At 70.7% G+C, this 24,142-nt stretch carries 21 protein-coding genes and 2 pseudogenes; 8 read left to right on the plus strand and 15 right to left on the minus strand.

The annotated features are described in order from the left end of the window. Positions 1–36: 36 nt before the first annotated feature. From ACFCLZ_RS00125 to ACFCLZ_RS00145, 5 genes are all read left to right on the plus strand, one after another. Positions 37–1,065 (plus strand): TniQ family protein, encoded by a 1,029-nt coding sequence (locus ACFCLZ_RS00125; RefSeq protein ID WP_380282490.1) that lies wholly within the window; start codon positions 37–39, stop codon positions 1,063–1,065. A 140-nt stretch (positions 1,066–1,205) separates the two neighbouring features. Continuing rightward, on the plus strand, positions 1,206–1,919 hold the full coding sequence (locus ACFCLZ_RS00130) for a TnsA-like heteromeric transposase endonuclease subunit (RefSeq protein ID WP_380282491.1): 714 nt from the start codon (positions 1,206–1,208) through the stop codon (positions 1,917–1,919). Then, positions 1,916–3,736, plus strand: coding sequence for a transposase (locus ACFCLZ_RS00135; protein ID WP_380282492.1), 1,821 nt, complete (start codon positions 1,916–1,918; stop codon positions 3,734–3,736). The genes ACFCLZ_RS00130 and ACFCLZ_RS00135 overlap by 4 nt, the downstream gene beginning before the upstream one ends. A gap of 120 nt (positions 3,737–3,856) precedes the next feature. Beyond that, positions 3,857–4,342: a hypothetical protein gene (locus ACFCLZ_RS00140; protein WP_380282493.1), complete on the plus strand. Its 486-nt coding sequence runs from the start codon at positions 3,857–3,859 to the stop codon at positions 4,340–4,342. Next, on the plus strand, positions 4,339–5,478 hold the full coding sequence (locus ACFCLZ_RS00145; protein ID WP_380282494.1) for an ATP-binding protein: 1,140 nt from the start codon (positions 4,339–4,341) through the stop codon (positions 5,476–5,478). The genes ACFCLZ_RS00140 and ACFCLZ_RS00145 overlap by 4 nt, the downstream gene beginning before the upstream one ends. 502 nt (positions 5,479–5,980) lie before the next feature. Here ACFCLZ_RS00145 and ACFCLZ_RS00150 read toward each other — a convergent pair. The 3 genes from ACFCLZ_RS00150 to ACFCLZ_RS00160 form a co-directional block, all read right to left on the minus strand. Further along, positions 5,981–6,370: a helix-turn-helix transcriptional regulator gene (locus ACFCLZ_RS00150; protein WP_380282495.1), complete on the minus strand. Its 390-nt coding sequence runs from the start codon at positions 6,368–6,370 to the stop codon at positions 5,981–5,983. Positions 6,371–6,788: 418 nt separating this feature from the next. Continuing rightward, positions 6,789–7,454 (minus strand): response regulator, encoded by a 666-nt coding sequence (locus ACFCLZ_RS00155; protein WP_380282496.1) that lies wholly within the window; start codon positions 7,452–7,454, stop codon positions 6,789–6,791. Continuing rightward, positions 7,451–8,626, minus strand: a complete 1,176-nt coding sequence (locus ACFCLZ_RS00160; protein WP_380282497.1) for a sensor histidine kinase — start codon at positions 8,624–8,626, stop codon at positions 7,451–7,453. Before ACFCLZ_RS00160 ends, ACFCLZ_RS00155 begins: the two co-directional genes overlap by 4 nt. 181 nt (positions 8,627–8,807) lie before the next feature. Between ACFCLZ_RS00160 and ACFCLZ_RS00165 the strand changes: the two genes are divergently transcribed. Together ACFCLZ_RS00165 and ACFCLZ_RS00170 are read left to right on the plus strand one after the other, a co-directional pair. Continuing rightward, positions 8,808–9,536, plus strand: coding sequence for an ABC transporter ATP-binding protein (locus tag ACFCLZ_RS00165; protein ID WP_380282498.1), 729 nt, complete (start codon positions 8,808–8,810; stop codon positions 9,534–9,536). Between the two features lie 85 nt (positions 9,537–9,621). Continuing rightward, positions 9,622–12,024 carry an ABC transporter permease gene (locus ACFCLZ_RS00170; RefSeq protein WP_380282499.1) on the plus strand — a complete coding sequence of 801 codons (2,403 nt, stop codon included), beginning with the start codon at positions 9,622–9,624 and terminating at the stop codon, positions 12,022–12,024. A gap of 18 nt (positions 12,025–12,042) precedes the next feature. Here ACFCLZ_RS00170 and ACFCLZ_RS00175 read toward each other — a convergent pair whose 3' ends face one another. The 9 genes and pseudogenes from ACFCLZ_RS00175 to ACFCLZ_RS00215 all read right to left on the minus strand — a co-directional run bounded on the left by ACFCLZ_RS00175 (position 12,043) and on the right by ACFCLZ_RS00215 (position 20,674). Beyond that, the gene (locus tag ACFCLZ_RS00175) at positions 12,043–14,103 is read right to left on the minus strand and encodes a TniQ family protein (protein ID WP_380282500.1); all 2,061 of its coding nucleotides are present in this window, start codon (positions 14,101–14,103) and stop codon (positions 12,043–12,045) included. Further along, positions 14,003–14,479 carry a hypothetical protein gene (locus ACFCLZ_RS00180; protein ID WP_380286432.1) on the minus strand — a complete coding sequence of 159 codons (477 nt, stop codon included), beginning with the start codon at positions 14,477–14,479 and terminating at the stop codon, positions 14,003–14,005. The genes ACFCLZ_RS00175 and ACFCLZ_RS00180 overlap by 101 nt, the downstream gene beginning before the upstream one ends. 124 nt (positions 14,480–14,603) lie before the next feature. Beyond that, positions 14,604–15,083 (minus strand): annotated as a pseudogene (locus tag ACFCLZ_RS00185) (AAA family ATPase); the annotation flags it as partial. A gap of 185 nt (positions 15,084–15,268) precedes the next feature. Next, a complete protein-coding gene (locus ACFCLZ_RS00190; RefSeq protein WP_380282501.1) occupies positions 15,269–16,327 on the minus strand; it encodes a hypothetical protein in 1,059 nt (352 codons plus the stop codon). A 403-nt stretch (positions 16,328–16,730) separates the two neighbouring features. Further along, positions 16,731–17,278: pseudogene (locus ACFCLZ_RS00195) on the minus strand (IS5 family transposase); the annotation flags it as partial. Between the two features lie 388 nt (positions 17,279–17,666). After that, entirely contained in the window at positions 17,667–18,404 is a 738-nt protein-coding gene (locus tag ACFCLZ_RS00200) for an ATP-grasp domain-containing protein (RefSeq protein WP_380282502.1), read from the minus strand. A 68-nt stretch (positions 18,405–18,472) separates the two neighbouring features. After that, positions 18,473–18,757, minus strand: a complete 285-nt coding sequence (locus ACFCLZ_RS00205) for a hypothetical protein (RefSeq protein WP_380282503.1) — start codon at positions 18,755–18,757, stop codon at positions 18,473–18,475. Positions 18,758–19,248: 491 nt separating this feature from the next. After that, the gene (locus tag ACFCLZ_RS00210; RefSeq protein ID WP_380282504.1) at positions 19,249–20,046 is read right to left on the minus strand and encodes a hypothetical protein; all 798 of its coding nucleotides are present in this window, start codon (positions 20,044–20,046) and stop codon (positions 19,249–19,251) included. A gap of 274 nt (positions 20,047–20,320) precedes the next feature. Further along, positions 20,321–20,674: a hypothetical protein gene (locus tag ACFCLZ_RS00215; protein ID WP_380282505.1), complete on the minus strand. Its 354-nt coding sequence runs from the start codon at positions 20,672–20,674 to the stop codon at positions 20,321–20,323. A 228-nt stretch (positions 20,675–20,902) separates the two neighbouring features. Here ACFCLZ_RS00215 and ACFCLZ_RS00220 point away from each other — a divergent pair, with 228 nt between their 5' ends. Then, the gene (locus tag ACFCLZ_RS00220) at positions 20,903–21,136 is read left to right on the plus strand and encodes a hypothetical protein (protein WP_380282506.1); all 234 of its coding nucleotides are present in this window, start codon (positions 20,903–20,905) and stop codon (positions 21,134–21,136) included. Between the two features lie 94 nt (positions 21,137–21,230). Here the strand turns inward: ACFCLZ_RS00220 and ACFCLZ_RS00225 are convergent, their stop codons facing one another. The 3 genes from ACFCLZ_RS00225 to ACFCLZ_RS00235 form a co-directional block, all read right to left on the minus strand. Next, complete coding sequence (locus ACFCLZ_RS00225) at positions 21,231–21,785, minus strand: hypothetical protein (RefSeq protein WP_380282507.1); 555 nt, start codon at positions 21,783–21,785, stop codon at positions 21,231–21,233. 71 nt (positions 21,786–21,856) lie between these two features. Next, positions 21,857–23,524 (minus strand): alpha/beta hydrolase, encoded by a 1,668-nt coding sequence (locus tag ACFCLZ_RS00230; protein WP_380282508.1) that lies wholly within the window; start codon positions 23,522–23,524, stop codon positions 21,857–21,859. Beyond that, on the minus strand, positions 23,521–23,850 hold the full coding sequence (locus ACFCLZ_RS00235; protein WP_380282509.1) for a hypothetical protein: 330 nt from the start codon (positions 23,848–23,850) through the stop codon (positions 23,521–23,523). The genes ACFCLZ_RS00230 and ACFCLZ_RS00235 overlap by 4 nt, the downstream gene beginning before the upstream one ends. Positions 23,851–24,142 lie beyond the last annotated feature (292 nt).

Here is a 24,142-nt window from a genome sequence, read left to right on the forward strand (position 1 = left end):
GCGGCTGCGTCATCCGTGTGGAAGGACCGGGGTGCGATGCTCACGGACATGCCGGCGCTGTGGGGGCCCAGCCACCGGCTTCCCCTGCAGGTGCGGCACGTGGCCGACGAGTCGACGGGGTCGTTCGTGAACCGCCTCGCGCACCGCAACGGCCTGGAGCTGGAGGAGTTCCTGGACCGGGTGGGCCACGGCCGCCAGGCAGTCGACCCGCGTCTCACCGAGATGTACGTGAACCGGCCGGGACTGCAGCACCTGGCCATCCTGACGGGACGTCAACCGCACGAATTGCAGCGCGCCCTGTCCGGGCTGGCGAACCGCTACCTGCTGCCCGAGGGCGACGGCACCGCGCGATGGGAGTGGTCGTGGGAGCCTCCCGCAGGGGAGGCGTACGTGGTCCGCGGCTGCGATCTGTGCGCCGCGCAGCGGCTGGTCGACGAGCCGGTGTGGCTGCTGTGGCCGGACCGGTGGCGGGTGTGCCTGCGCCACCGCCGCTGGACGGACTCCTCCCGCAGCGACGATCCGGCACGAGTACGGCTGGACGGCCTGCCCACCGTCGTACGTGCGCACCGTGAGCGGTTGAGGTTGCAGTGGCGGTTCCCCGAGACGGGCGCAGGGCTGTTCGCGGACGCCTTCCAGATCGCGGTGCACTGGTGGACACGCATGCCGTTGGCCGCGCGATGGGTGCTGCGCTCCGAGCGGGCCGGTCTGGCGCCCCGCGACCTGCGGGCGGCGCCGCTGGTGATCTATCCCGAAGCCGTCGACCTGGCCCAGGCGATGGTCCGCTTCGAACGGACCCTCCCCCGCGAGTCCCCGGCTCGTTCGCTGTTCCTGTACGAGGTGGAGTCGATGGCGGCCGCCTGGGAATTGGACGAGCGGTTCGTGATGACACCGGTCCTCGAGTGGCTGACCCGACATCATCGGCCCCCTGTTCCGCAGTCCCCCACGGTGCGGGACCGTCGCTTCGTGCTGCCACTGGGCCATACCCGGGTCGCGGCATCGTCGGGGTCTCTTGAGCAGCGTTCGTGCCTGCCCTGGCAGTTGGGGGCCGCCCCGGGCGAGCTGTAGAAGCCGACTCCGGGTCGGCCTCGGCGCCGAAGGCGACGCATGGTCAAGGCTGGTTCACCCCTTCGGGGGAACCTCCGGTCGAGGACCCGCGCCGGTGTGTCGGGGGTCTCCAGGCTGGTGGCCCAGGCGAGGAGGAGCTGATGACGGATGTGACGGGCTGGCACCTGGATCAGGCCGGCGGACTGACCTGCTCCACACCCGCCGAGCTGGCCCAGGTGCCGCTCGAGGAGCGGCGTCCGCCCACCGATCCGGTGGCCTACCACGGCCGCCAGGGCATCGTCACGCGCTGGTGGTCTGCCACCAACCGCTCGTCCGTAATCTGCGGGTCGCTGCGCCGCACCCGGGTCGCCGTCGAACTGGACTTCGACCCCAGTGTGGTGCGGTTCAGCGGTGAGCCGCTCGAACTGCACTGGCAGACCGGCACAACCAAGCACCGGTGGCGCCCGGACTTCATGGCGCGCACCGCAGACGGGCACCGTGCCGTCGTGGTAGTGCGCCCGGACAAACCGGGCCCGCAGTGGCGGATGCGGCTGTCGGTGCTGCACGAGGTAGCGAAACACGCCGGCTGGCGAGTCCAGGAGCGGCCAGTGCCCCTGGGAATGCGGCGCGCCAACCTTGAATGGGCATCCGGCTACCGGCATCCGCGCCCGGTCTCACACGAGGAGGAACGCGCCCTACTGGCTGCGTTCGGCCAGCCACGGCCGGTGCTGGAGGGCGTCACGGCCAGCGGCCTGCCGCAGCTGTCGGGGCTGGATCTAGCCTGGCAGCTGGTGTGGCGCCAGCATCTGCTCGTCGACTGGGACGTGCCGTTGCTGCCGACCTCACCCACGTGGGCGGCGGGAACGGGGCAGTGACCCGCGAGCTGACCGGCTGGTTCGAGCCCGACCGCGTCCGGCTCGGGGACCATGTTCGTTGGCAGGATGCCCGCTACGAGGTCGTCGCGTTCGCGGGCCCCCAGGTGACCTTGGCGCCGGCAGCAGGCGAGAGCACGCCGGTGACCTGCCTGTACCGGGCCATGGTCGCAGCCGAGGACTTCGCGGTCCTCGACAGCGAAGGCCAGGCGCAGCAGCCCGCAGGGCTGCCGCCGTTGAACGTCCTGCTGCAGGCGGCGTCCAAGGTGGACCGCAAGCAGGCGCTGTGGTGGCACCGGCACATGAAGGAGATCGACACCGGGCTGCGCCCCGGGCACCGCGTGCCGCGCCCCGGATACGATCCCGGCGCGACCACCTTGGCCCAGCGCTACCAGACGAAGTCCGCAGAACTGGCCGCGGCGGACATCCACATCAAGCCCCGAGCCCTGGAGGACAAGCGGCTGACCTGGAAACGCGCGAACGAGAACCCGCTGGTGCTGTTGCTGGACGGCCGCAAGGGCAAGGCCCCGAAGCCCGGAGGACGCACCGATCAGCGTCTGATCGCGCTCATGCACGAGGCGGTGGCCATCCGGGCCAGGGAATCCGGCGCCACGATCGGCAGCTACTACGACACTGTCCAGGAACTGCTCACCGCCCGCTACGCCAAGGAACTCCAAGACCCCGAAGAGCGCAAGCGCCTGACGCTGCCGGAGTCGATCTTCTACAAGCGCATGGACGAACTGGGCCTGTCCGACCAGGTGCGGGGCACCACACGCCAGCGCGCCAGCAAGGCGAGCAAGCCACCACCCCCGTACACGCCATCCTTCGCCCTGCAGCCGGGCGAACTGATGCAGATGGACACCACCCACCTGCACGTCAAGGCCCTCGGGGACGACGGCGAGGTGATCTCCGCGGAGGCGACCGGGCTGATCGACGTCGCCTCCAGGACGGTGGCGGCCATCATGGTCGTTCCCGCGATCCTGGGCGAGGGAGGCCCGGGCGGCCCCCGGATCGGAGGCCGGGCCACCAAATCCATCGACCTGGTCATGACCCTGGCGCAGTGCTTCTCCCCCATCCCCACCCGGCCCGGCTGGTCACCGCTGACGGCGGCCGCCGTCTCGGCCCTGCCCTTCGCCGACCTGCGGGCAGCCGATGCCCGCTTCACCGAAGCCACCGCCGCCAGGCCGGTCATCCACCCGCGCACCATCATCGTGGACCAGGGCAGCCCCTACGTCAGCGAGCACTTCGAAAGCGTCTGCGACTTCCTCGGCATCTCCCTGCGCTACGCCCGCAAAGGAACACCGACCGACAAGCCGCTCGGCGAACGCTTCTTCCCCACCCTCGCCGACCGTTTCAGCCAGTACATCCCCGGCTGGACCGGACGCAGCCACCAGACACGCGGCCGCAGCATCGAACGCCAGCCCCTGCGCACCATCAACGAGTTGCAGGAGTGCGCCGAGGAATGGGTGGCTCTCGAATACCAGCAGACACCCCACGAAGGGCTGCGCAGCCCCGTCCTGCCCGGACGGGTCCTGTCCCCCAACGAGATGTACGCCCACCTGGTGGCGATGACCGGCTACCGGCCCCGCCCGCTGTCCCCCGAGGACAGCCGCCACCTGCTGATCCCGGCCTGGGTGAAGGTCACCGACAAGGGCATCCAGATCGAGAACCGTACCTACCAGAACCCCAAGGGCCGCCTGCGGGCGCTCGCCGGGCTGCCATCCGGGCTCCCGGAGCGAGGCGACAAGTGGCAGGCCGTCTACAACCCCTACCGGCCGGAGGTGGCCTGGCTGCACGACCACCGCGGCAGGGGCGACTGAATCCGCTGCCAGTTCATCCACACGCACCTGCTCACCAACCCCTGGACGCAGTACCTGTGGGAGGAATGCCGGCTCAGGGAGCAGGAAGCGGGCCGCCCGGCCGACGAAGCCTCGCTCGCGGTGGCGCTGCGGGAACGCCGCACCCGCAGCCGCAAGGGCCCTGCCCGGCGGACGGGCCCGCTCATCCCCTTCCAGGGCGGGCCCCTGGACGTCGAGGACGCCACCGGCGAGGACCCGTACGCGAACCTGCCCCGCGTCGACCTGGACACCATCACCGCCTTCCCGTCCCTGCCCGTCCCCGGCCGCGACGTGCCACCCGCACCCGCCGCCGCCCACCATCCGGACGACGCCCCGGCACCGGCGCCCGACCCCTACGCGGGGCTGGCCGACATCGACCTGAGCACGATCACCGCCTTCCCCGACACCTCCATCACCCGCCGCCTGCCAGGCGGCTTGACCAAGCCCGCACCGGCCGCTCCCACCTCACAGCCTCCCCAGGCGAGGGCGAGGCCGCCGCGGAGCCCAACTGCGCGGCCCCGGATCCGCCCGGGTAAGACTCACCCCCCTCCCCCGCCTGCCGCGTCCGTCCTGAGGAAGGCCACGTGAAAGCGACCACCACACGCCGCACCCCGCGCGACGAACACGTCCTGGACCACGCACAGACCGCCCCACTGCGGCTGCGGAACCTGTTCACCCTCGACGACTGGAACCAGTACGTGCGCGAGGAAGTACAGCGCCCAGACCCGGCCACCTGCTCCCCCGCCGGCTTCCCCATCACCGACAACGACGCCCCTCTGATCTACAACAGCCACCTGCGACTCGTCGTCCACCCCGAGTTCGAACAGGCTCTTCTGCGCGCGTCCCTGACATTGGGTGCCAACGAGCACCGTGCGCAGGGCCTGCTCGACATGGTGATCGACGGCCCCGCGGGAACCGGCAAGTCCTTCCTCCTGAGGGCGATCGGACGCGACTACCAGGCCCGGGTGCAGAAGCAGGACATGAGCCGCATCCCGGTCGTACACATCACCGTCCCCCACGACGCCGACGGCAAGATCAACTGGATCTGGGAGATCGCCTGCTTCCTCGGCCTCAACCCGCCGCCCAAGGACCACCAAGCGCTCCTCGACCTGAAGCGCCTGCCGGACCTGACCCACACGGTCACCCACGTCCTGGCACACGCCCGCACCCGCCTGCTCCTCATCGACGACCTCCAGCGCACCACCCCGGACCAACTCGGGCCCGCGCTTCACTACTTCGACTACCTCCGCAGCCGCTACGGGATCACGGCGATCTTCTGCGGCACCGGAGCAGCCAACATCGTCCAGGCCGCCCGCACCAGGATCGACAACCACAACAACGCCGAGACCAACCTCCACGAACGCGTCAAGCAGCAGCGCGCCAAAGCCGGCCTCCCCAAGCCGAAACCGTTGACAGAGCCGATGGAGCCACACCGCAGCGCGCTGCCGGTGACCTGGCTGGACCCGTTGCGCTGCGACGAAGGCAGCCAGGAGACCTGGCTCAGGGTCGTCAAGGGCTTCGAGGACAACCTGTGCCTGCACAACCTCGGCGAGCACGCCCTGACCCAGCACGCGGCCTACCTGCACAAGCGAACCGGCGGCTACCTCAAGCACCTGTCCCACCTCATCTGCCAGGCCGCCGTCAACGCGATGCGGGAGGGCAACGAGAACATCACCCTCGGACGCCTCACCACCATCCGCGTCGGACGCAACGACGACGCCTGACAGCGACGACCCGCGCTCAGCACTGTGTCCGCAGGCCCGTCCTGCCGAAGGCCTCCCCTGCCGCGCTGACGCTCCGGAACGCGGACCGAAAGAGCCACGTCCATCGGCGTGTTCACCAACAATGCCCGCAACGCCGCGGCGAGAACTCTCAGTCGGCTCCGCGATGACACCGACAAATCCGCAACGACAGTCGCGGGACCCGTAAGTACACGCTCACGCAACGCCCCGCGACAGTCGGCCCGCCCCGACTCCACCCCTGGGACCAACATCGCGCTGCGGCTCACCGGGTCAGCCAACCAGCATCACCGCACTCTCCGAAGTCAAGGCCCTGACCTGCGAGAACACAGGAGAACCCACAAGGATTCTCGTGATAGCTCCGTGATTCTCGCCCCACCTCCGGGACTGCGCGTCATCGGATCGACGGCCACGGACACCCTTCAACCAAGCCTGATACCAGCAGTTCAAAAGCTCTCTCAGCACATCGCCCGGTTCTCTCGTTCAATCAACGGGACAGCATGCCAGAGCACTCAGCACCTACGCCGTCAGACCGGGAACCCACAGCGGGCTGCGGCGGGGTCTGAGCAATGGGGCGCACGAGGCCGGCGGCCTGGGCACGGCGCAGCCACTCGGTGGGCTCGACGGTGCCGTGCTGCAACGCCAGCGTCGCCAGGAAGGCGATGTAGACCTCGCGCTTGGGCGGGCGTGGGTCCGTCGTCCCGGCCTCCCAGCGCACGATCGTCTCCCGCCGCGTCTTCAAGGCCTTCGCCAGGTCCTCCTGGGTGTATTGGGCCGCCTTGCGCAGGCGCTCCCGCTCGGCGGGCACCGGCAGGTCGTCCGCCGGCCTCGGCCGCTCCAGCAGCGCGTCGATCGCCGAGAACAGGTCGTCACTCATGGAACACCTCCCCTTTCATCACCCACCCTAGCGTGAAAGTCACTCTTGAATGTAACTTTTCCTAGCACATTCACTCGGCTGGGTGCGGCGGGGGACTGTGACGGAGCACGCTAGTTTGCGAGCGCGGGCGCTGTTGTCGGTGTTCGCTTGTGACTGCCAGTGACTCGTTGGGGAGTCCAGCCAGACGGTGACCATGGATCGTCGCCCGCATGCCTGACGGTCAGACAGCGCGCAGCCGAGGGGCGTCAGGCTGCTCCGGCTCGACCTCTGCAACGGCCATGAGAGGGACGGGGGCCTCGACGCCGGCAGTCTCCTCCGCCCGGCGGTGTCGACTCGAATCCCGCTGCGGCCAGGTGGGTATGCCGGCGCATCTGGAACGCGGCGAACTCGTGGTCTCGATCGTTCTTCTCATCCTGCCCTACCGTCTGCGCGGCACGAGTCCGGCCTTGAAGGCGGTGATCGCCAGGTGGACGCGGTCCCGAGCTTCGAGCTTGGCGAACAGACGCGCGACATGCGTCTTCGCCGTCGCCGCGCTGATCATCAACCGCTCGGCGATCTCGGCGTTCGACAGTCCCTGTCCGACCAGTGCCAGCACCTCGCGCTCCCGGTCGGTGATCCCCGCGATGAGACTGGAGTCCGGTTCGGGGGCCGCGGGGCCGGACGTTCCGGCGAAGTCCGCGATCAGCCGTCGGGTCACGCTCGGCGCGATCAACGCGTCGCCGGCCGCCACCACGCGGATCGCGTCCAGGATCGCGTCCAGGGCCATGCTCTTGAGCAGGAATCCGCTGGCCCCGGCGCGCAGTGCGCCGTAGACGTACTCGTCGTCGTCGAAGGTCGTCAGCACCAGCACCTTGGGCGGGTCCGGCTCGGCGGTGGCCCGCCGGGTCGCCTCGATCCCGTCCATGCCCGGCATCCGGATGTCCATTACCACGACGTCCGGCCGCAGTTCACGCACCAGGCGCACCGCCTCGCGGCCGTCGCCGGCCTGGCCGACCACCTCCAGGTCGTCGGTGTCGCCGATTAGGATCGCGAGCCCGACCAGCATCAGCGGCTGGTCATCGACCAGTAGCACCCGCACGCTCATGCCGGGAGCCTCGCAGCCACCCGGAATCCGCCCTCCGGTCGCCGGCCCGCGCTGAACTGGCCGGACAGCAACGTGACCCGCTCACGCATGCCGAGCAGGCCGAAGCCGCTGCCGCCGGTCGCCGCCGAGGGCCTCGGACGGCCGGGCCCGCCGTTCCCGTCGTCCCCGTCGTCCATCACCTCGATCGTCACTCCGGTCGGCTCGTAACCGACCGCGACCCGGCAGGTCCGCGCACCGGAATGCCGCACCACGTTCGTCACCGACTCCTGGACGATCCGGAACGCCGACAGCTCGATCTCCGGCGGCAGCGGACGCTGCTCGCCCCGCCAGGTCACGTGGACCCGCACCCCGGCGTCGGCCGTGCGTTCGGCGAGCCGCGGGACGTCCGCCAGGCTGGCGCCCGGTGCGAGCGGAGCGGCCCGCGGCGCGGCGTCGTCCGGCTCGGCGCGGCGTAGTGCTCCGAGCATGCGCTGCAGCCCGAGCAGCGTCTCCCGGCTGGTGGTCTCGATGCCGGTCAGCGCCTGCCGCGTCTGCTCGGGTTTGGTCTCCACGACCCGCGCCGCCGCTCCCGACAGCACCGTGATGATCCCGATGCTGTGCGCGACGCTGTCGTGCAGTTCGCGGGCGATCCGCAGCCGCTCGGCCATGACGATGCGGGCAGCGGTCTGCTCGTGCAGGGCTTCGAGGTACTCGCGGCGTTTGCGGTACACCCCGCCGAAGACCCACGCGACCGCGAACACGAACGCGAGCTGCCCGGCCCGCGGGGCCGCGTAGCCGACGGATTCCCTGTGGTAGCCGAGGGTGCGCTCGGCGAACACGGTCGCGACGGCCGCGACGGAGCCGACGGCGGCAGCCGTCGGCCGCCGGGCGGCGAGGTGTCCGGCCAGGACCAGGAGCAGGAGGAGCACGATCCAGGGGTTCGCGCCGAAGAGGTCACCGAGGGCTGCTTCGCCCAGGACCACCGCGAAGACCGCAGCGGGCAGCCGGCGCACCAGCAGGACCGGAAGGGCGAGCACGACGCAGAGACCGATCATCTGGTCGGGCCCGAGGTCGGGGAACCGGAACAGGCCGCCGGAGCGCCGGAGCTGACCGAGCGGCATCGTCCAGAAGAGCATCAGCGAGTAGAAGCCGGCGGCGGCCAGCAGCACGGCCCGCGACGTCAGCCAGGTCACGGGTTTCGATGTCGAGAAACGCTGGAGCAGCTCTTCCATACGGAGATCGTATGGATCGGCGTCGGCTCCGCGCGTCGTCCCGGGGGTGTACGCGGGGTACGCCGCCGGGCCGATGGCCTGGGGGGAGGTGACATCCGCCAGCCGACGCGGTGGATCATGGTCCGTTCCTAGGTTCGTGGCCATGACGAATGAGCCGATGATCGATCTCCAGGCCGCGACGAAGAAATATGATGACGGCCCGCCCGCGCTGGCCGGGGTGACCTTGTCGGTGGCGGCTGGTGAGTGCGTGGCGATCCTCGGCCATTCGGGCAGTGGCAAGTCGACGCTGCTGAACCTGGTCGCGGGTCTGGACAAGCCTTCCAGCGGCACCGTGACCGTCAACGGAACTCGGGTCGACCAGCTCGGCGAGGCCGGTTCGGCGAAGTACCGGCGGGCTTCCATCGGCATGATCTTCCAGTTCTTCAACCTGCTCGACGACCTGACGGTGCTGGACAACGTGATGGTTCCGGCGCAGTTGGCCGGGATGGGCAAGGGCGAGGTGAAGCGGCGGGCGACCGAGTTGCTCGCCTCGCTGGGTATCGACCGGCACGCCAAGGCCTACCCGCAGCGGCTGTCCGGCGGTCAGCGGCAGCGGGTGGCGGTGGCCAGGGCCCTGATGAACCGGCCGGCTTTGCTGCTGGCCGACGAGCCGACCGGCGCGCTGGACTCGCAATCGGCCGAGGACGTGCGCCGGCTGCTGCTGGAGCTGAACGCCGAGGGCCAGACCATCCTGCTGGTGACGCACGACGTCCAGCTGGCCGCTAACACCGCGCGGCGCACGATTGAGCTGGTGGACGGTGCCGTGGCCCGGGACGTGGTCAACGCGGTCAGCGGCGCCACCTCCACCAGCTCGGCGGGAGCGGTCCGATGACGGGGCTCCCAGCGCTGCCGTCCCAGCGCCTGTGCGAGGTTTCCTTCCGGGCCGTGGCCCGTCTTCTGCCGGCGGGAGCGGGCCGATGAGCGCCCTGGGTAAGGTCGTGCGCTCCGGCGTCGGCCGGCGTCGTGTGCAGTCCCTCGTGATGGCCCTGACGACGTTCGCGGCCGTCACCTCCTGTGTGCTCTCGCTCGGTCTGCTGGCCGTCGTGCAGGCTCCGTTCGAGCACGCCTTCAAGGCCCGGAACGGCGCGCACCTGTCGGTCCAGTTCGACGGCTCGAAGGCCACTGCCGCGCAGGCCGCCGCCACCGCGCACGCCGCCGGCGTCACCGAGGCGTCCGGGCCGTACCCGGTCACCGCCGCCCTGAACACGACCTACGGCACGGACTGCACCGCGGACATCGCCCCGGGCATGCCGCTGGCCGGTCGCGCCAACGAGCCGGTCGTCGCCACCACCCGACCCGACCTGGCCGCCACCTCCGGCCTGGACCAGCTGGCCCTGGTCCAGGGCAGGTGGCCGACCACCGCGAACGAGATCGTCCTGTCCTCATGGATCCATAGCTGCCCAGACGGTTCCGTGGTGTTCGACTCGCTGCCGGGCAAGCCCTCGTTCAAGGTCGTCGGCCTGGCGAACTCGCTGACCAAGACCGCGACCGGCTTCCTCACCGGCGACGGCTTCGCGCGGCTGACCGCCGCCGGCGCCAGGACCGACGAGCAGATGCTCTACCGGTTCGCCAAGTCCGGGACCGACGCCGACCTCACCACGGACAAGCAGGCGATCGCCGCCGTCGCGCCGGCCGGCTCAGTCGAGAGCGGACAGTCCTACCTGGCCGTGGAGAAGCAGGTCGTCGGCAGCGCGAAGTCCTTCGTGCCGTTCCTGGTCGTCTTCGGCGTCCTCGGTCTGTTCCTGTCGGTGCTGATCATCGCGATCGTGGTCAGCGGCGCGGTGGTCTCGGGAATCCGGCGCATCGGGATCCTGAAGTCGCTCGGCTTCACCCCCGGGCAGGTGGCCCGCGCCTACGCCGCACAAGCCCTGATCCCAGCGACGATCGGCGTGGTGGGCGGCACGCTGTTCGGCAACGTGCTGGCCGTTCCGGTCCTGGGCAAAGCCAGCAAGGATCTCGGTGCCGCAGACACCGGCCTGCCGGTGTGGGTCAGCCTCGTCGTGCCGATCGGGACCTTGGTCATCGTCGGTGTCACCGCGCTCGTCCCGGCACTTCGGGCCGGCCGGATGCCGGCGGTGCAGACCCTGGTCGTCGGCCGCGCACCCAAGGCCAAGCGCGGCCAAGGCGCGCAGCGCCTGGCGAGCAGGCTGCCGCTGCCCCGGCCGATGTCGCTGGGGCTGGCCCAGCCGTTCGCCAAGCCGGCCCGGGCCGCGCTGGTCGGCGCCGCGGTGCTGTTCGGCGCGGTCGGCGTCACCTTCGCGGTGGGGTTGGAGACCGCGTTCACCAAGTACACGGCCACGGATACCGCCGGCTTCAACGCCGCGTCGATGATCGTGGTGCCCGCCGGCGTGCCCGCCGGCTTCCACTCCCCCGGCGGCGGCCCTGCCAATCCCCACCTGGACTCCACCAAGGTGGCCGCCGCGATCGCTTCGGTCCCGGGCACGAAGGCCGCGTTCGGCTGGGGCAACAGCGGCGCGACCGTGATCGGCGCGCCGAACGGGGACCCTACGATTGTGGACACCACCACCGGCGACCTGTCCTGGACCAATCCGGCTCTGCTGCACGGCCGTTGGTACCAGAACCCCGGTGAAGCCGTGGTCAACGACCACCTGGCCTCGGCGGCCGGGATGCACGTCGGCGACACCGTCACCGTGACGCAGGACGACAAGCGACTGCCGCTGCGGATCGTCGGCATCGACTTCGATGGCAGCAGCAGCGGGGTCGTGATGACCGACAATGCCACGTTCACCGCCGCCGGTCTGACGCCGTACATCACCCAGTTCAACGTCAAGCTGGCCGACAACACCAGCGGCTCGGACTGGTCCCGCTCGGCTGCCCCCGCGCTGACCCCGCTGAACGCCACGGCCACCCCGAACATCACGTACCCGAACTCCACGGTGCTCATCATGAGCGCCCTGGTGGCCACCCTCACGCTGATGATGATCGCGGTCGCCGCGCTCGGCGTGCTGAACACCGTGGTGCAGGACACCCGGGAACGGATCCACGACCTGGGGATCTTCAAGGCCCTCGGGATGACGCCCAAGCAGACCATTGCGATGGTGCTGACCTCGGTGAGCCTCACCGGCCTGGTCGCCGGGCTGATCGGGGTCCCGATCGGGATGGCGGTGGAGAACGCGACGATGACCCAGATGGTGAGCGCGATCGGCAGGAACCTGCCGTCGAGCGTGACCCACGTCTACACCGCCTGGACACTGCTCCCGCTGCTGGCCGGCGGGATCGCGATCGCCCTGCTCGGGGCACTGCTGCCGGCCGGCTGGGCGGCGCGATCCCGGACCGCCACCGCGCTGCGGACCGAGTAGAACCGGTCGCTCGTAGCACTAATGTTTCTCCGCCTTGATCGGCGGTCGGGGCCCGGGGGACCTAGACACACTTCCAGTCAAGGCCCTTGGGCCCTCCTCCGGTGCTTGGGCCAGAGAGCTGGCGTACGCCGCCAGCGCCTTGATGAGCTGGCGGTACCTCTGCGTGGGCGCGTGGGTGGTCAGGGCTTTGATCACGCGGTGTTCCGGTCCGATGGGGTCGGGGCGGCCGAGAGGGGAGAGCGGGGGCCGCATGGCGGGTGCCAGGCGCCATTCGCTGCCGGTGGCCCGGGCCCAGACGACCGCGGACGCGCAGTCGCGCAGGAGCTCGTCCGGGACAGGGTATTTCCCGCGCCGCCCGGGGGCGAAGCCGGACTCCTCCTTGATGGTCTCCCAGTCGGCGGCTCGGAGGTGCCAGGTCGCGGGGCGCCTTCGGCGTTCGTGGTAGTCGATCGGGTGGGGGTCGTCCTCGACGTGCTCGGCGAGGCGTTCGAGGGCCTGGGTAAGGTCCTGACCGTCGCGGAGCTGAGGGAGGCGGCCGAAGGGCAGGAGCCGCTGGGCCGGGTCGATGAGCCAGGCCGAGGGGATGCCGAGGTAGCGAGCGGCCTCGCGCGTCGTGCTGGTCTCGGCAGCTTGGACGAGCTGGATGGCGGTCAGCCGCCGCAGTGCCCGGAGTGTCTGCGCGTAGGCGGAGCGGTCGCGGCCGAGGAGGACGTCGAGCCAGGCTGCGGGGATCTCCTGGGGGATGTTCTCGGCCCGGTAGTCCCGTCGGCCGAGGGGCAGCAGCGACCTGCTGTTCAGCAGATCGGGCAAGGACGTCTGCGGGAGGCGCCGGTTGAGAGCGCGCGTGGCCTCGGTCCTGACCATCGTCGAGCAGGTCGCCAGCTGGTTCCTCCAGGTCTTGCCCCAGCGGGGGTGTCGGCGGTCCGGGATGTGCGCCAGCAGGTCGGCCAGCCGGGCCCGGAAGGCGTCGGGCTCCAGTTGGAGGCAGCGGTCGGCGAGGTGGAGGAGGGCGGCGGTGGCCGGCGGCGGGGCGGGTGCGGCGGCGAAGGAGAAGGCCGCCCGGTTGCTGTAGCCCCTGGCCCGCTCCTCGGGAGTCATGAGCTGTTCCCGCGTGACGAGGAAGTCGTCCAGGGCCGACTCCAACCCGGGCGGCATGTCCGGCTCGGCGCTGTTCGGCCAGGCGGCGAGCGCGACTGCGGCGACCGCCCGCAGGCCGGAGAACGTGCTGACGGCGTCCGAGGGGGCCGCGGCCGGGTCCAGCAGAGCCAGCAGCCTGTCCTGCAGGCCGGCGGTCTCGGCGGTGAGCACGGGTTGCGCCGGATAGTGGCCGGGGTGGTCCAGGCGGAGACCGCAGAGCTCGCGCCGGTGGCGGCCCAGGTTGTTGCGGCACTGGGCGGGATGCAGCTCGCTGTTGGCGGCGGCGGGGACCAGCTGGCGGGGGCCGTCGGGGAAGCCGCCGTGGATCGGCTGCTGGCAGCCCGGACAGGTCTCGCGCAGGAAGACCTGGTGCCGCGGACAGGCGAAGACGATCGGCAGGTGCCAGAGAAGTCTCCAGGCGCCGCCGTGCCGGCGCTGGATCTCGGAGGAGTCGCCGGTGAGGCAGGAGGGGCAGCAGTTGGTGGGGCCGGCCAGGACCCACTGCGGGAAGACCCAGCGCGTTCGTTCCTGGCCGGCGCGGACGGGAGCACCCGCAAGCGGCAGGTAGCGTTTGAGGAGGGGACGGAGCGTCAGCCGCTCGACCTGGTCGTCGCTGAGCTTGGCGATGAGTGCAAACCGCGACAACGGGCCCGGTTCGAGCGACAGCAGGTGCCTGGCCGAGGTGACGGGATAGCCCTCGCGCGGGCTCAGCCCCGTCCGGAAAAACAAGTCGCCGGGGGCGACGTCCAGCCTGTGGCTCAGCCGCAGAAAGAACCCGGCGATGCTCTCCTGCGGCAGCGGGACCAGACTGCGGGGCAGCGGCCGGACGGCGTCCGCCGGGTCAGCCCGCCGCGGTGGCGGCCTGGGAGCCGTGGTCGTCGAAGACCGTGTTGCGGCCGCGTGCCCGGCCCGCCCGTGGCTTCGCCTGCGCCGGTTCGGCAAACTGGTCCTGGGTGGCCGCCGGCCCCACGGGTTCCTCGCGCCCGATGACGATCCCGTCCAGGAGGGCTTCGTCCAGCGTCTCCTTCCCGCTGTCCATGGCCTCCTGGGCTCCGTCGGCGATCAGCCGGCCGAGGATCCCGACGACGCCGCCCGAGCGGCGCATCAGGTACTCGGGCATGTTCCCCGAGGTGAGCATGCCCGTCTTCGACTTCAGCAGTCGCAGGTGGTTCTCGATGCCCTGCAGGTGGTCGGTGAAGTCCTGGATCGCCTGGGGGGTGTCGTAGCGGAAGTGGTCGAGCTCGACCATCTCGAAGCGGCGTTCGGTCTGGGTGACCTCCAGGCCGTGGACGCGGGCGCTCTCCAGCGGCGGCAGCACCCACTGGCGCGTCCGGGCGTCCCGCTTGGCCTCGCGTAGGTAGCAGGCCCAGGCCCGGGATGTTGACCCCGGTCAGGATCAGGGTGACCTGGAAGCCCATCAGAGCGCGGACCAGGTCCAGCACGTCCTGGTCGTCGGCCCGGTGCATGCGGAGCCGGTTGATGTCATCCAGCACCAGGGCGCGGACGCCGTGGTCCCGCAGCGAGTCGGCGACCTGCCGGATCAGCTGCGGCAGCGTCATCTTCCGCCGCTCGGTGCTGAAGAAGTTCAGGATCGACTCGCAGAGGCTCTTGGGTGTCGCGGTGACCGGGATCTGGACGAACGCGATCGGCGCGTGCAGGTCCAAGGTGCCCTCGACACTGGCCGGGTTGAGGTGTTGGTGCAGGTCCAGCCACACGTCCTCGAACGCCGCGCAGACCGAGCTGACCGTGGCGGTCTTCCCGTGGTTGCCCGGACCGCTGACCATGATCCCGGGCAGCGTCGGGGAGTTCTGGTTGAGGGCGTTGCCGTGCAGGCGCCGGTTGATCACCCGGGCGACCTTCGCCGACATCGGCGTCTGCTGCAGCGGCAGGTTCACGTTCGTCAGCCGCCGGAACAGGTCCATGTCGGCGCGCCTTCCGGGCTCCAGCCGCCCCCACTGGGCGGCGGTGATCCGGGGCGGCGGGACGAGCAGGCCGCGGGTGGCCCGGTAGTGCTGCCAGCCCTCGAAGGTGTCGCGGTGCGGGCGCGGCCGCAGGATCAGCTCTGCGATCTCGGCCCGGGTTGGGACGCCGGCCAGCGGGTCCTCGCTCACATGCTCTCCTTCGAGGGACGGTCCTCCGGCAGGTCCGTCACCGGCGGCAGCAGGAACAGGCCCGGGCGGCGCAGGGAGTCGTGCAGCAGCGGCGGCGCGACCGGTTCGCGCCTCGCGGCGGCCTCGCGGCGCCGGCGCCGCGAGGAGTCGACGGCCCGGGTGACCTCGGAGGCCGGCCCGCCCGGCGGCGGGGACGGCTCGGTGGCCTTGGCGCGGTCGGCCGCGGCCTGGCCGGCGCGTTCGCTCTCGCGCGAGCGGGCCGCCCGGTCGCGCTTGCGCTCCCGTTTGGCCCGCTGGGTCGGCCACTGGTCGACCGGTGTGGTCACGCCGAGGAGTTCGACCAGCACCGGCAGGAGTTCCTCGTCCGAGCGCGGGGCGAGCTTGCGGGCCCGAACTTCGGCCAGCAGTGCCGCCGCGCTCTTGTCGGAGAAGGCCGGGACCTCGCCCTCGGGCGGCAGCCCGGTCCACCGGAGGGTGTGCCAGGTGTCGTGGTCGACGGGGTCCTGGAAGAAAGCCTGGCGCCGGTCGCGCCGGTCGCTGTGGACCACCCACTTGCCGGCGTGCTTGCCGCCGCGCTCGGACGGCAGCAGGTAGCGGGGGTCGTCCAGCACCTCGGAGCGGTAGTAGAGCCCTAGGATCTTGACCCCCCGACGCGGATGGATCTTGACGCGGTGCTTGCGCAGGACCTTGTAGTAGGACTGCGGCTCGGGGATCTGCAGCGACCATCCGCCCTGCTGCATCGCTACCACGAACAGGGAGTTGGGGCTGTGGCCCTCCCCAGGTCCCCAGCAGGGCGCGTACTCGCCCAGGATCCGGTTCTGCCAGATTTTCACGATCCAGCTGGCAATCAGGTTCTCCATCTGGGCCAGCGTCAGCACCGCGTCGCGCTCCGGGTCGGCGCCGCGGTCGGCGACGTCGGTGCCGGTGGACCCCAGCAGGTGCTCGAACAGCAGCGTCTTGATGCCGCCGAAGGCACGCTCGACGGCGAACTTGTCGCTGGCCCGCAGCGTGCGGGCGGGCAGGATGGTGCAGCCCAGCTCCCGTTCCGCTTCCACCAGGGCTGGTTCTTGTAGGGGCTGCCGTGATCGGTGGTCACGGTCTCGGGGGAGAAGAAGGGCAGGGCCGCGACCTTGTGGCCGGCGAACTCGGCGATCAGCTCGGCCGGGACGCCGGGGTAGGGCCACTCCATCTCCGCTCCCCAGCCCTCGCACATCGGCAGGGGCAGCATCACGTCCCGCAGCAGCATCGCGACGTCGACCGAGGTGTCCGACCCCAGCGTGAGGCGAAACGCCGGCAACGAGTGCGTGAACATGTCCAGCCCCAGGGTCAGCGTGGCCCCCACGGCCTCCCCAAAGACCGTCTCGCGCAGCATGACCGGCAGCGGCGTGGAGTCCAGCGCCAGGACCTGACCGGGGCGGTGGACCACCACCCGCGTTCCGACGACCGCCTGGGCCGCGGCCTCGGCCGGTGGCGCGGCCGGCCGGTCGTCCCTTGGATTCGGGGGACCGCGTCAAGGAGCGGCAGGAGCTGGGTCACGTCGTGACGGTTGCCGCCGGTCAGGGTGATAGTCAGCGGTGTGCCGCGGCCGTCGGTGATCACATGGTGCTTCGAGCCCGGTCGAGCGCGGTCGACCGGACTCGGTCCCGTTTTGGGTCGCCGCGACGGGCCTGGCGGTGCGAGCCGTCGATCACCGCCCGCGACCAGTCCAGCTCGCCGGCGCGGTGCAACTCGGTGAGGAGTGCCCGGTGCAGCCGGTCCCACACCCCGGCCTGGTGCCAGTCCCGCAGGCGGCGCCAGCAGGTCATGCCCGAGCCGAAGCCGAGTTCCTGCGGCAGCCACTCCCACTGGATGCCTGTGTGCAGCACGAACAGGATCCCCTGCAAACAGCCTCGGTCGTCCAGCGGCGGGCGGCCGATCCTGCGAAGCCGCTGCTGCCGCACCGGCAGCAGCGGCTCAATCCGGCCCCACAGGTCATCCGACACCAACCACGGCGCTCTCTTCCCCACGACCTACTCAACGAGCCGCTGAGCGAACAGTCATGGTCACAACGCCGTTCTGTTAGCTCCCCTTAAGCCTGCTGGAGGCAAAGGAGTACGTCCTGGCCGTCCGAAACGGAGCCGAACCCCCGGAGGAACTGGCGAACCTCACTCAGGAAGAGGAGAGCTGCGCACCTCTGCCTATCGAAACGCTGGCTGGCCCGGCCCAGTAGCAGTCCGGCCAAGGGGCCAGCCCACCAGCCAACCGGTCAAGATCGCTTGGCAAACAGTCAAGAACATCTGACAAGGGACAGACTCCCTGGCCTCTGCCAGGCGATCTTGACCGAATTGGAGGCGTCAGTTCCTGGAGTGCGGCCGGGTTGGCCGACCGCCGGGAAGCCGGTTCGCGCAGTGTGGATCAGTGCCGCTCGAACGCCCTGTCTCGCGGCCACAGGTGCTCGCGTGGCCCCGCCGCCCGCAGGACCACGTCCAGCACCCGTGCCGGGTCTGCCGCGTAGGCGTGCGAGAACCACGCCATGTTGGCCTCCACCACGGCCCAGCGGTGGCCTGGGCGGTACGGGTCGAGCAGCTGCCCGACGTCCACGACGACAGCACTGGGCAGCGTGTGCCCGGCCGCGGCAACCAGCCGGTCGGCGAACTCCGTGATCTGCGTGACGGTGGCCCGGTCCTCATGGTCCGTGCCAAGCGGACGGGGGTCGAGCCGCCCGAACACCGCGTACCGACTCGCCGCGGCGATCCGGCCGTCCAGTAGGAACAGCCGGTACTCGGCCGCGAAGGTCACAACGTCGGACAGCAGCACCGGTGTCGCCGGGTCCAGGGCGCCGGACAGCCGGGAGCCGTCGGTGTAGACATCGGCCGGGAAGGACTTGTCGCGGGGCGGTTTGACGAACGTCGGCCGGTCCATCGCCCATGCATCTGCGACGGTCCCCGCTCGGACCCGGCGGCCGGTGAACTCCTCCGGCAGCTCAGCAAGCCAGCCGTCTGTCGGCTCCAGCAACGCGAATCCGAGCCGGCCGGCCAGCCGCGCACCCGCGACCGGCCCGCCGTACCAGTACGCAGGGCCTGCCAGGCCGGGCTCTTCCGCCGCCCGGACCGGCATTCCTCGAACCGCCGCTTCTACGGCCAGCAGCTCCATCGTCGACGTCCGCCGCCCCGGCATGACCAGCACCCCGCACCCCTCCCGCACTCCGCAAAACCGCCACGCTAGTCCCACCGCACCCACCACCGCAGCCGAGAATCCCCCGCTGCGGCCCCCCGGCCGAACACCCAGCGCGGCCGGCCGTCCTCGACCAGTTCGACGCTGCATCCGCAGCCATCCGAGTCGTCGGCCTGTTCGCCGGGCTCATGCCGGGCTTTGAGCGCTCCTCCAAGGATCTCGGCGACGGCAGCGAGTGTGTCGTGCGGGCCGGACGGCAGGGCGACGGTGGCCGGCAGCGCGGCCAGCTCACCGACCACGGCGTCAGCGTGGGTGGGGGCGACGGACAGCATGTCGTCGGCGGCGGCCTTGATGAGGGTGTGCGCGCGGTCGGCTGAGCCGCCCTCGCCCCGGGCTTCGACCTGGGCGAGGGCGGAGCGCAGGCGCTGGAGGGCGATGCCAGCGGCGTCGACCTGGGCGAACAGTGCTGCGGTAAGGACGGCGGCGGCGCCTGGTCGGGGGTGTCGTCATGCCGAAGGCTCTGCCCACCCGGCCCGGCCGTCCAACCTGGCGGCCCCCCGAACGGACCAGGACCCGATCCGGTGAGAAACGAGCCCGGTCCCGTTCTCACCGGCCTCTGACCTGTGCAGATTCCCGAAACTCACCGGCCGGACTGCGAAACTCGCCGCCGTAGGTCAGCGGGGATGCCCGAACTCCCCGCCGCAGGTCAGCACCCCTGCGACGGGGAGCAGCGGGTCAGGAGCGCCGCCACCGGGAGCGCTTCTCCTCGGCAGCCGCGGCTCGACTGTGGCCTGCTCGCGCGTGGACGGGGTGCGGCGCGTCATCAGGGCTCCCGGGGGAGTCGTACTGCCTCGATCTCGGGGTCGTTCAGCAGCGCTTCGACGAGGGTAGGCGGCCCGGCGACCTTGGTGCCCCACAGGTCGTAGTCGGTGCACAGGACCCACGAGCGGTCCTGTGCCCAGAGGTTGGACGGGCTGAAGTCTGCCACGGGATTGTCGTAGAGGATCGCGGCGTCGCCGAGGCGGCCGGCCTGCACATGAAGGTTGTTGAAGTCGATGTCCGTGAGCATCAGCGGGTTGTAGTAGGCCAGGCAGGGAGTGTCCGCGCCTGCGGGGCTGTGCTCGGTGAGGACGGCGACCAGCCGGTCCCAGGTCTCACGGTCCAGGCTCCCCTCGGTGGGCGGGACGACACCGAGCGGCCAGCTCCCCTCCTTCGTGGCCGAAGGAAGGCAGTGGTAGGAGGGCCGCCGGCCGTCGGGTACGACGGGATCGCCGGTGCGATGGGCGAGTTCCGTCCAGCGCAGCCGGCGCCAGCCGGGGCCGGGGTGCTCGGCACGGCCCAGCCCGCCCCCGGTGGCGACGCCCACCTCGAGGTCGATGCCCGCCAGGGTGGCGGGCTGGACGCTACCGTCCGCCAGGGCCGCCTGTCGGTACTCGTGGTACGACACCTCGGCCGACCCCTGCTCGTGTTCGTACATGGCGTTGAGCACCCAGACGGCGTCGGGCAACGCGGGAGGCATGAACCCCGCCACGCCATCGCCGCACAGCTCCAGCAACCAGTCGGTCGTATCAGACGGCGCGGACGGCCACAGGCCTGACAGCAGGTTCGGTTCCTTGGACATGCGTTCATGATCCCAGTGCCGACCACGGCCCCCACAGGGCTGGACGGCCGCCCGCTCATGGCCGGTGGCACGCACCGCCCCGGTAGCCAGGTGGCGGTCAGGGGCGGGGCCAGAGATCGGGTCCGTTTCGGGTCCGAGGGGCAGCGCAGCCGGGCCCTGACCCACCGGCGGCCGGAAGAACCACGGACTCACGGCCGCGGCTTGGCCCGCGTGATGTACCGCCCGATCCGCCCCGGTCAGACCCCTTGCCCTCCCGATACATCCGTGGCCGGGATCACCCGTGGGCGTGTGGGAGCCGCCGGGCCCGACCGGCGGCGAGGCCCTGATCGAGCGCCAGGCGCAGCAGGGTGAGGGCGTCGGTGGGGTTGGCGGAGAGCAGGGGGACGTTGTCGGCGGCGTCGGCGACCGGGCGGCCGGCAACCAGCGCGATCCAGCTGCCCGCGTCGTCGTAGACCTCGGTCCACCCCGCCAGGTGCCCGCAGTGTTCGAGAGCCTGGGCGTCGAAGCGGCCGGGCCAGGTCAGGCGGACCAGGCCTGCGCCGAGCACGTAGTCACGGTGCGGGCCGCCCAGGCCGCGCAGGGTCGGCGGCGTCGAGCCGGCGGCGGATGCGAGCGCCAGGTCCGGCACCGGCACCCCGTCGGGCGCGGCCGGTGCCGGAACGGGAGCGGAGGGCGCGGTGACCGAGGCCGCAGCGCGGTGACGTCGAGGGCGAGGTCGGCGCTGCGGTAGGTCGGGGGGCGGCTGAAGCGGTCGGCAACGATACGGCCAGGGCGGCCGTCGCCCTGGTGCTGGACGGCGATCCAGCCGCCCAGGCCCCACGGGCCGTCCGGCAGGCGGCAGGTCCAGCCCTTCGGCATGCCGTCGTGCAGCAGCTGCACCCCGGGCGTGGTCCAGGTCGCCAGCTCCCAGCCCGCGCCGAACGTCACCGCCAGGCCGCTATTTCGCACCGGTTCGTTTTCCATGGTCCTCGCCGCGGCCGCCGAGCTGATCGCCCCACACCTGAAGAGCGAGGACCTGGCGACCCGGGAGGCCGCCGCCGTCCACGCCCTCCTGGTCGCCGCCATCGACGGCGCCGCCCCGGGCCGGTAGCTCCCGCCATGAGAAACGGTGTGGGACGACTTCAAGGGTCGTCCCACACCGTTCCGCCAATGTCCCGGATGGACGCGCAGAGCGGATCCCCGGGTCAGCCGGGCGTCCCCGGTGTTGTGGGAGGCATCAGGCAGGGGGTGCTGACCCTGAAGAGCAGCAGCCCTCCGGTCGTGGTCTCGACGGTGACCAGGTACCGGCTCTCCGTCTGAGAGGCGTCGAGGACCGTGTCGACCTTGCCGTTCGTGGTCTCACGGTAGCCGCCGATCTTGAAGCCCTGCTGCTCAAGCATCGTGCGGACCTTGCGGACGGCCTCGGGGTGCTGCTCGACCGGGGCGGAGCTGTAGACCGCGTACGACATCTTGTACCGGCCGTCTTGGGCGACCTCGTCGTTCTTCCCGACGCAGTCGTTGAAGAACGGCTCGGCGCTGCCGGCGTCGAGGGTGACGCCGGCGCTCTGGGCCATGTACTCGGTCATGTGCTGGGCCCAGTCCTGGGCGTCCTGGCGGGCCTTGACGGGCAGCGGCTCGTTGGGGCCGGGCGTGGACATGCATCCTCCGAGGATCAGGGGCAGGCAGAGCGCCAGCGCGGTGACACCGAGGCGCCGCACTCCGACGGTGCGGGCAGCGGGTCGTGGCAGGGGGAACGGCACGATGGAATTCCTTGCGGCTGGAACAGGGGTGAGGACCGGGCAGCCGGCACGTGGCCGGCCCGGCACGGTGATCACAGGGGACGGGGGCTGACGGTTAGCCTGGGAAGCGTTGTCGGCGGCTTCCCGACGATGATGCGGCCCTGGTTGTCGAGGCTCTTGCTGCCGTCGTCCCAGTAGCCGCTGTGCCCGGAGGTGTCGACCTCGAATCTCTGCCCGCCGAACTCGTCGGCTATCGGGTCGTCGCCGAGGGTGAGTCCTGCGACCTTGTCGATATTGTCGTCCGCCGCTCGGCCGGTCCAGAAGTGGTTCGGGTCGATGTGGAGCTGGTCGGCGCGCTCGACAGTCATTCCAGGACTCGCAACCGCGACGATCTCGTCAGCGCCCAGTCCTTCCCCACCCGCGGCGGCCGCACCGACGAGCGTCGTGCCGTAGCTGTGGCCGAACACCGAGAGGTGACCGGGGTGGTCGCCCTGGGCGACCCGGGTGCCTTGGGTGAACTGGCGCAGGGCCTCGGCCCCGTCCTTGGCCCGGGAATCCCAGCCCACGGAGAGGTTCGGTGCTTGCTGGACCGGGACCTCGGGGGCGTCATAGCCGAGCCAGGAGATCACCGACACCTTCTGGTTCGTCCCCTTCGACGCCTGCTTCGCGGCCTCCTGCAGGTCACTGGCGCGCGTGAGCTGGCCCCGTGTGCTGTCGATCGTCGTTCCCGTACCCGGCACCAGGACGGCCGTGTGGTCGGCGGTGTCCGGATTGCCCATGGCGACGATCACCTTGCCGTCGCCACCGTAGGCCTTGGCATCGAGACCGAGCAGGAACAGCCGTTTGTCCTCGACCGCGGTGTCGTGCTGGTCGAGCTGTTCCTTGAGCTTCATCAGCGTCTGCTCGCGAGCGTTGTACTCCCCGGCCGTCATGTCGCTCCCGCGCGGGCTGCCGGCCTTCAGCCCGTCCAGCTGCTGGTCGAGGACGAGCCGGTTGGCCTCGTCCCGTACCGCGGCGGGCAGGCCGTCCAGCTGTCCGATCCGCTCCGGGTACAGCGCGACGTAGGTGCTCTGCTGCTCGGGGGTCAGGGACTTCCACCAGTCCGCGGACGACTTCGGGTCCTTGTTGTCCGGGACGTACGGGTCGGCCAGGCCGAGGTCCTTCGCCACATCCCTCACATCGGCGGCGGTCTCGGCGGCGGAGCCGAACACCCGCGGGCGGGTCAGGATGCTGGCATCGAGCCGGCCGAGGGCGCGATCGCCCTGGTCGCTCGCCTGCTGCGCGTCGGCCAGCGCCTTGTTGATCCGCTCCTGCACGTCCCCCCGCAGCGTGGTCAGCGCCTTGCGCTCAGGGCTGGATGCGGCATCCGGGTCGTTCCGCTCGCCCTCACCCAGCGGCGGCAGGTCCACCGTCCCGTCTGCACCGACGGCCAGACCCTGTTCCTCGGCGCGGTGCACAGCGTTCTTCAGATTGGTCTGCGCCTGGTACATCCGCTCAGCGACCGTGTCCAGAGTGAGCACCACAGCGGCGGACTCGACCCGCAGGATCTCCAGGATCTGCTCGGTCCGGCCCAGGGTGTAGAACGCCTTCTGCGCGTCCGTCCCCTCCCACTTCGCCTGCCTCAGCGGACCGTTCACCTGGCTACGGTGCCTGTTTTCGGCGGACTGCGCCCCGTTGGACAGATCGCGCCACATCCTGGCGGCGTCATGCAAGCCGGTCGGGTCGAATCGCATCAGCAGCTCGAACAGGTTGCCGCTCACTGGCCCGGCCTCTCCCATGCCTCGCCGATCCCCTGCGTCGTCCAGACATTGGCGACGGCGTTCTCGTTGTTCGTGTAGGCCTGCGCCGTGGCGGTGAGGTTGTCGGCCGTCTGCTTGAGGCGGTCACTGACACCCGTCAGCACGGGCGCCCACTCTCCCGCCACCCGGCCAAGCCGTGCCGCCACCGACCAGCCCGCCAGCTGACCGGCGGCCGTCTGACTGGCCGTAACAGCCGCCTGACAGGGCTTCCGAAGATCCTCACCGATCGCCCGCGCCACCCCCGCGGACATGTGGATCTCCCCTGGATTGACCTTGAGATGCCCCACTGCGTTCCCCTCCCGACAGTTCCTCGGTCAGCGGAAAGCCTATTGCGGTGACCAGCCGATTCCTATCCGTATAAATACTCAGCTGAAATGAGACGAAAACAACCAAAACAGCGATATGCCCTTGTGAGCACGGTCGTCGACCGCAAAGACCGCACCGCGGAACTCACCAACCTGACCGCAAACTCCTCGTCGACGCCCACCAGGAAGCCGACGGTCCGCCCGGGCGAGTAGTCTCCGGCGTCCTCGGGCCGCCGCGAAACCCACCGGCGATCATGTTTCCGTTGTCGTGGCG

The organism is Kitasatospora purpeofusca (genome assembly GCF_042691725.1).
GTDB classification, from domain to species: Bacteria; Actinomycetota; Actinomycetes; order Streptomycetales; family Streptomycetaceae; genus Kitasatospora; species Kitasatospora purpeofusca_B.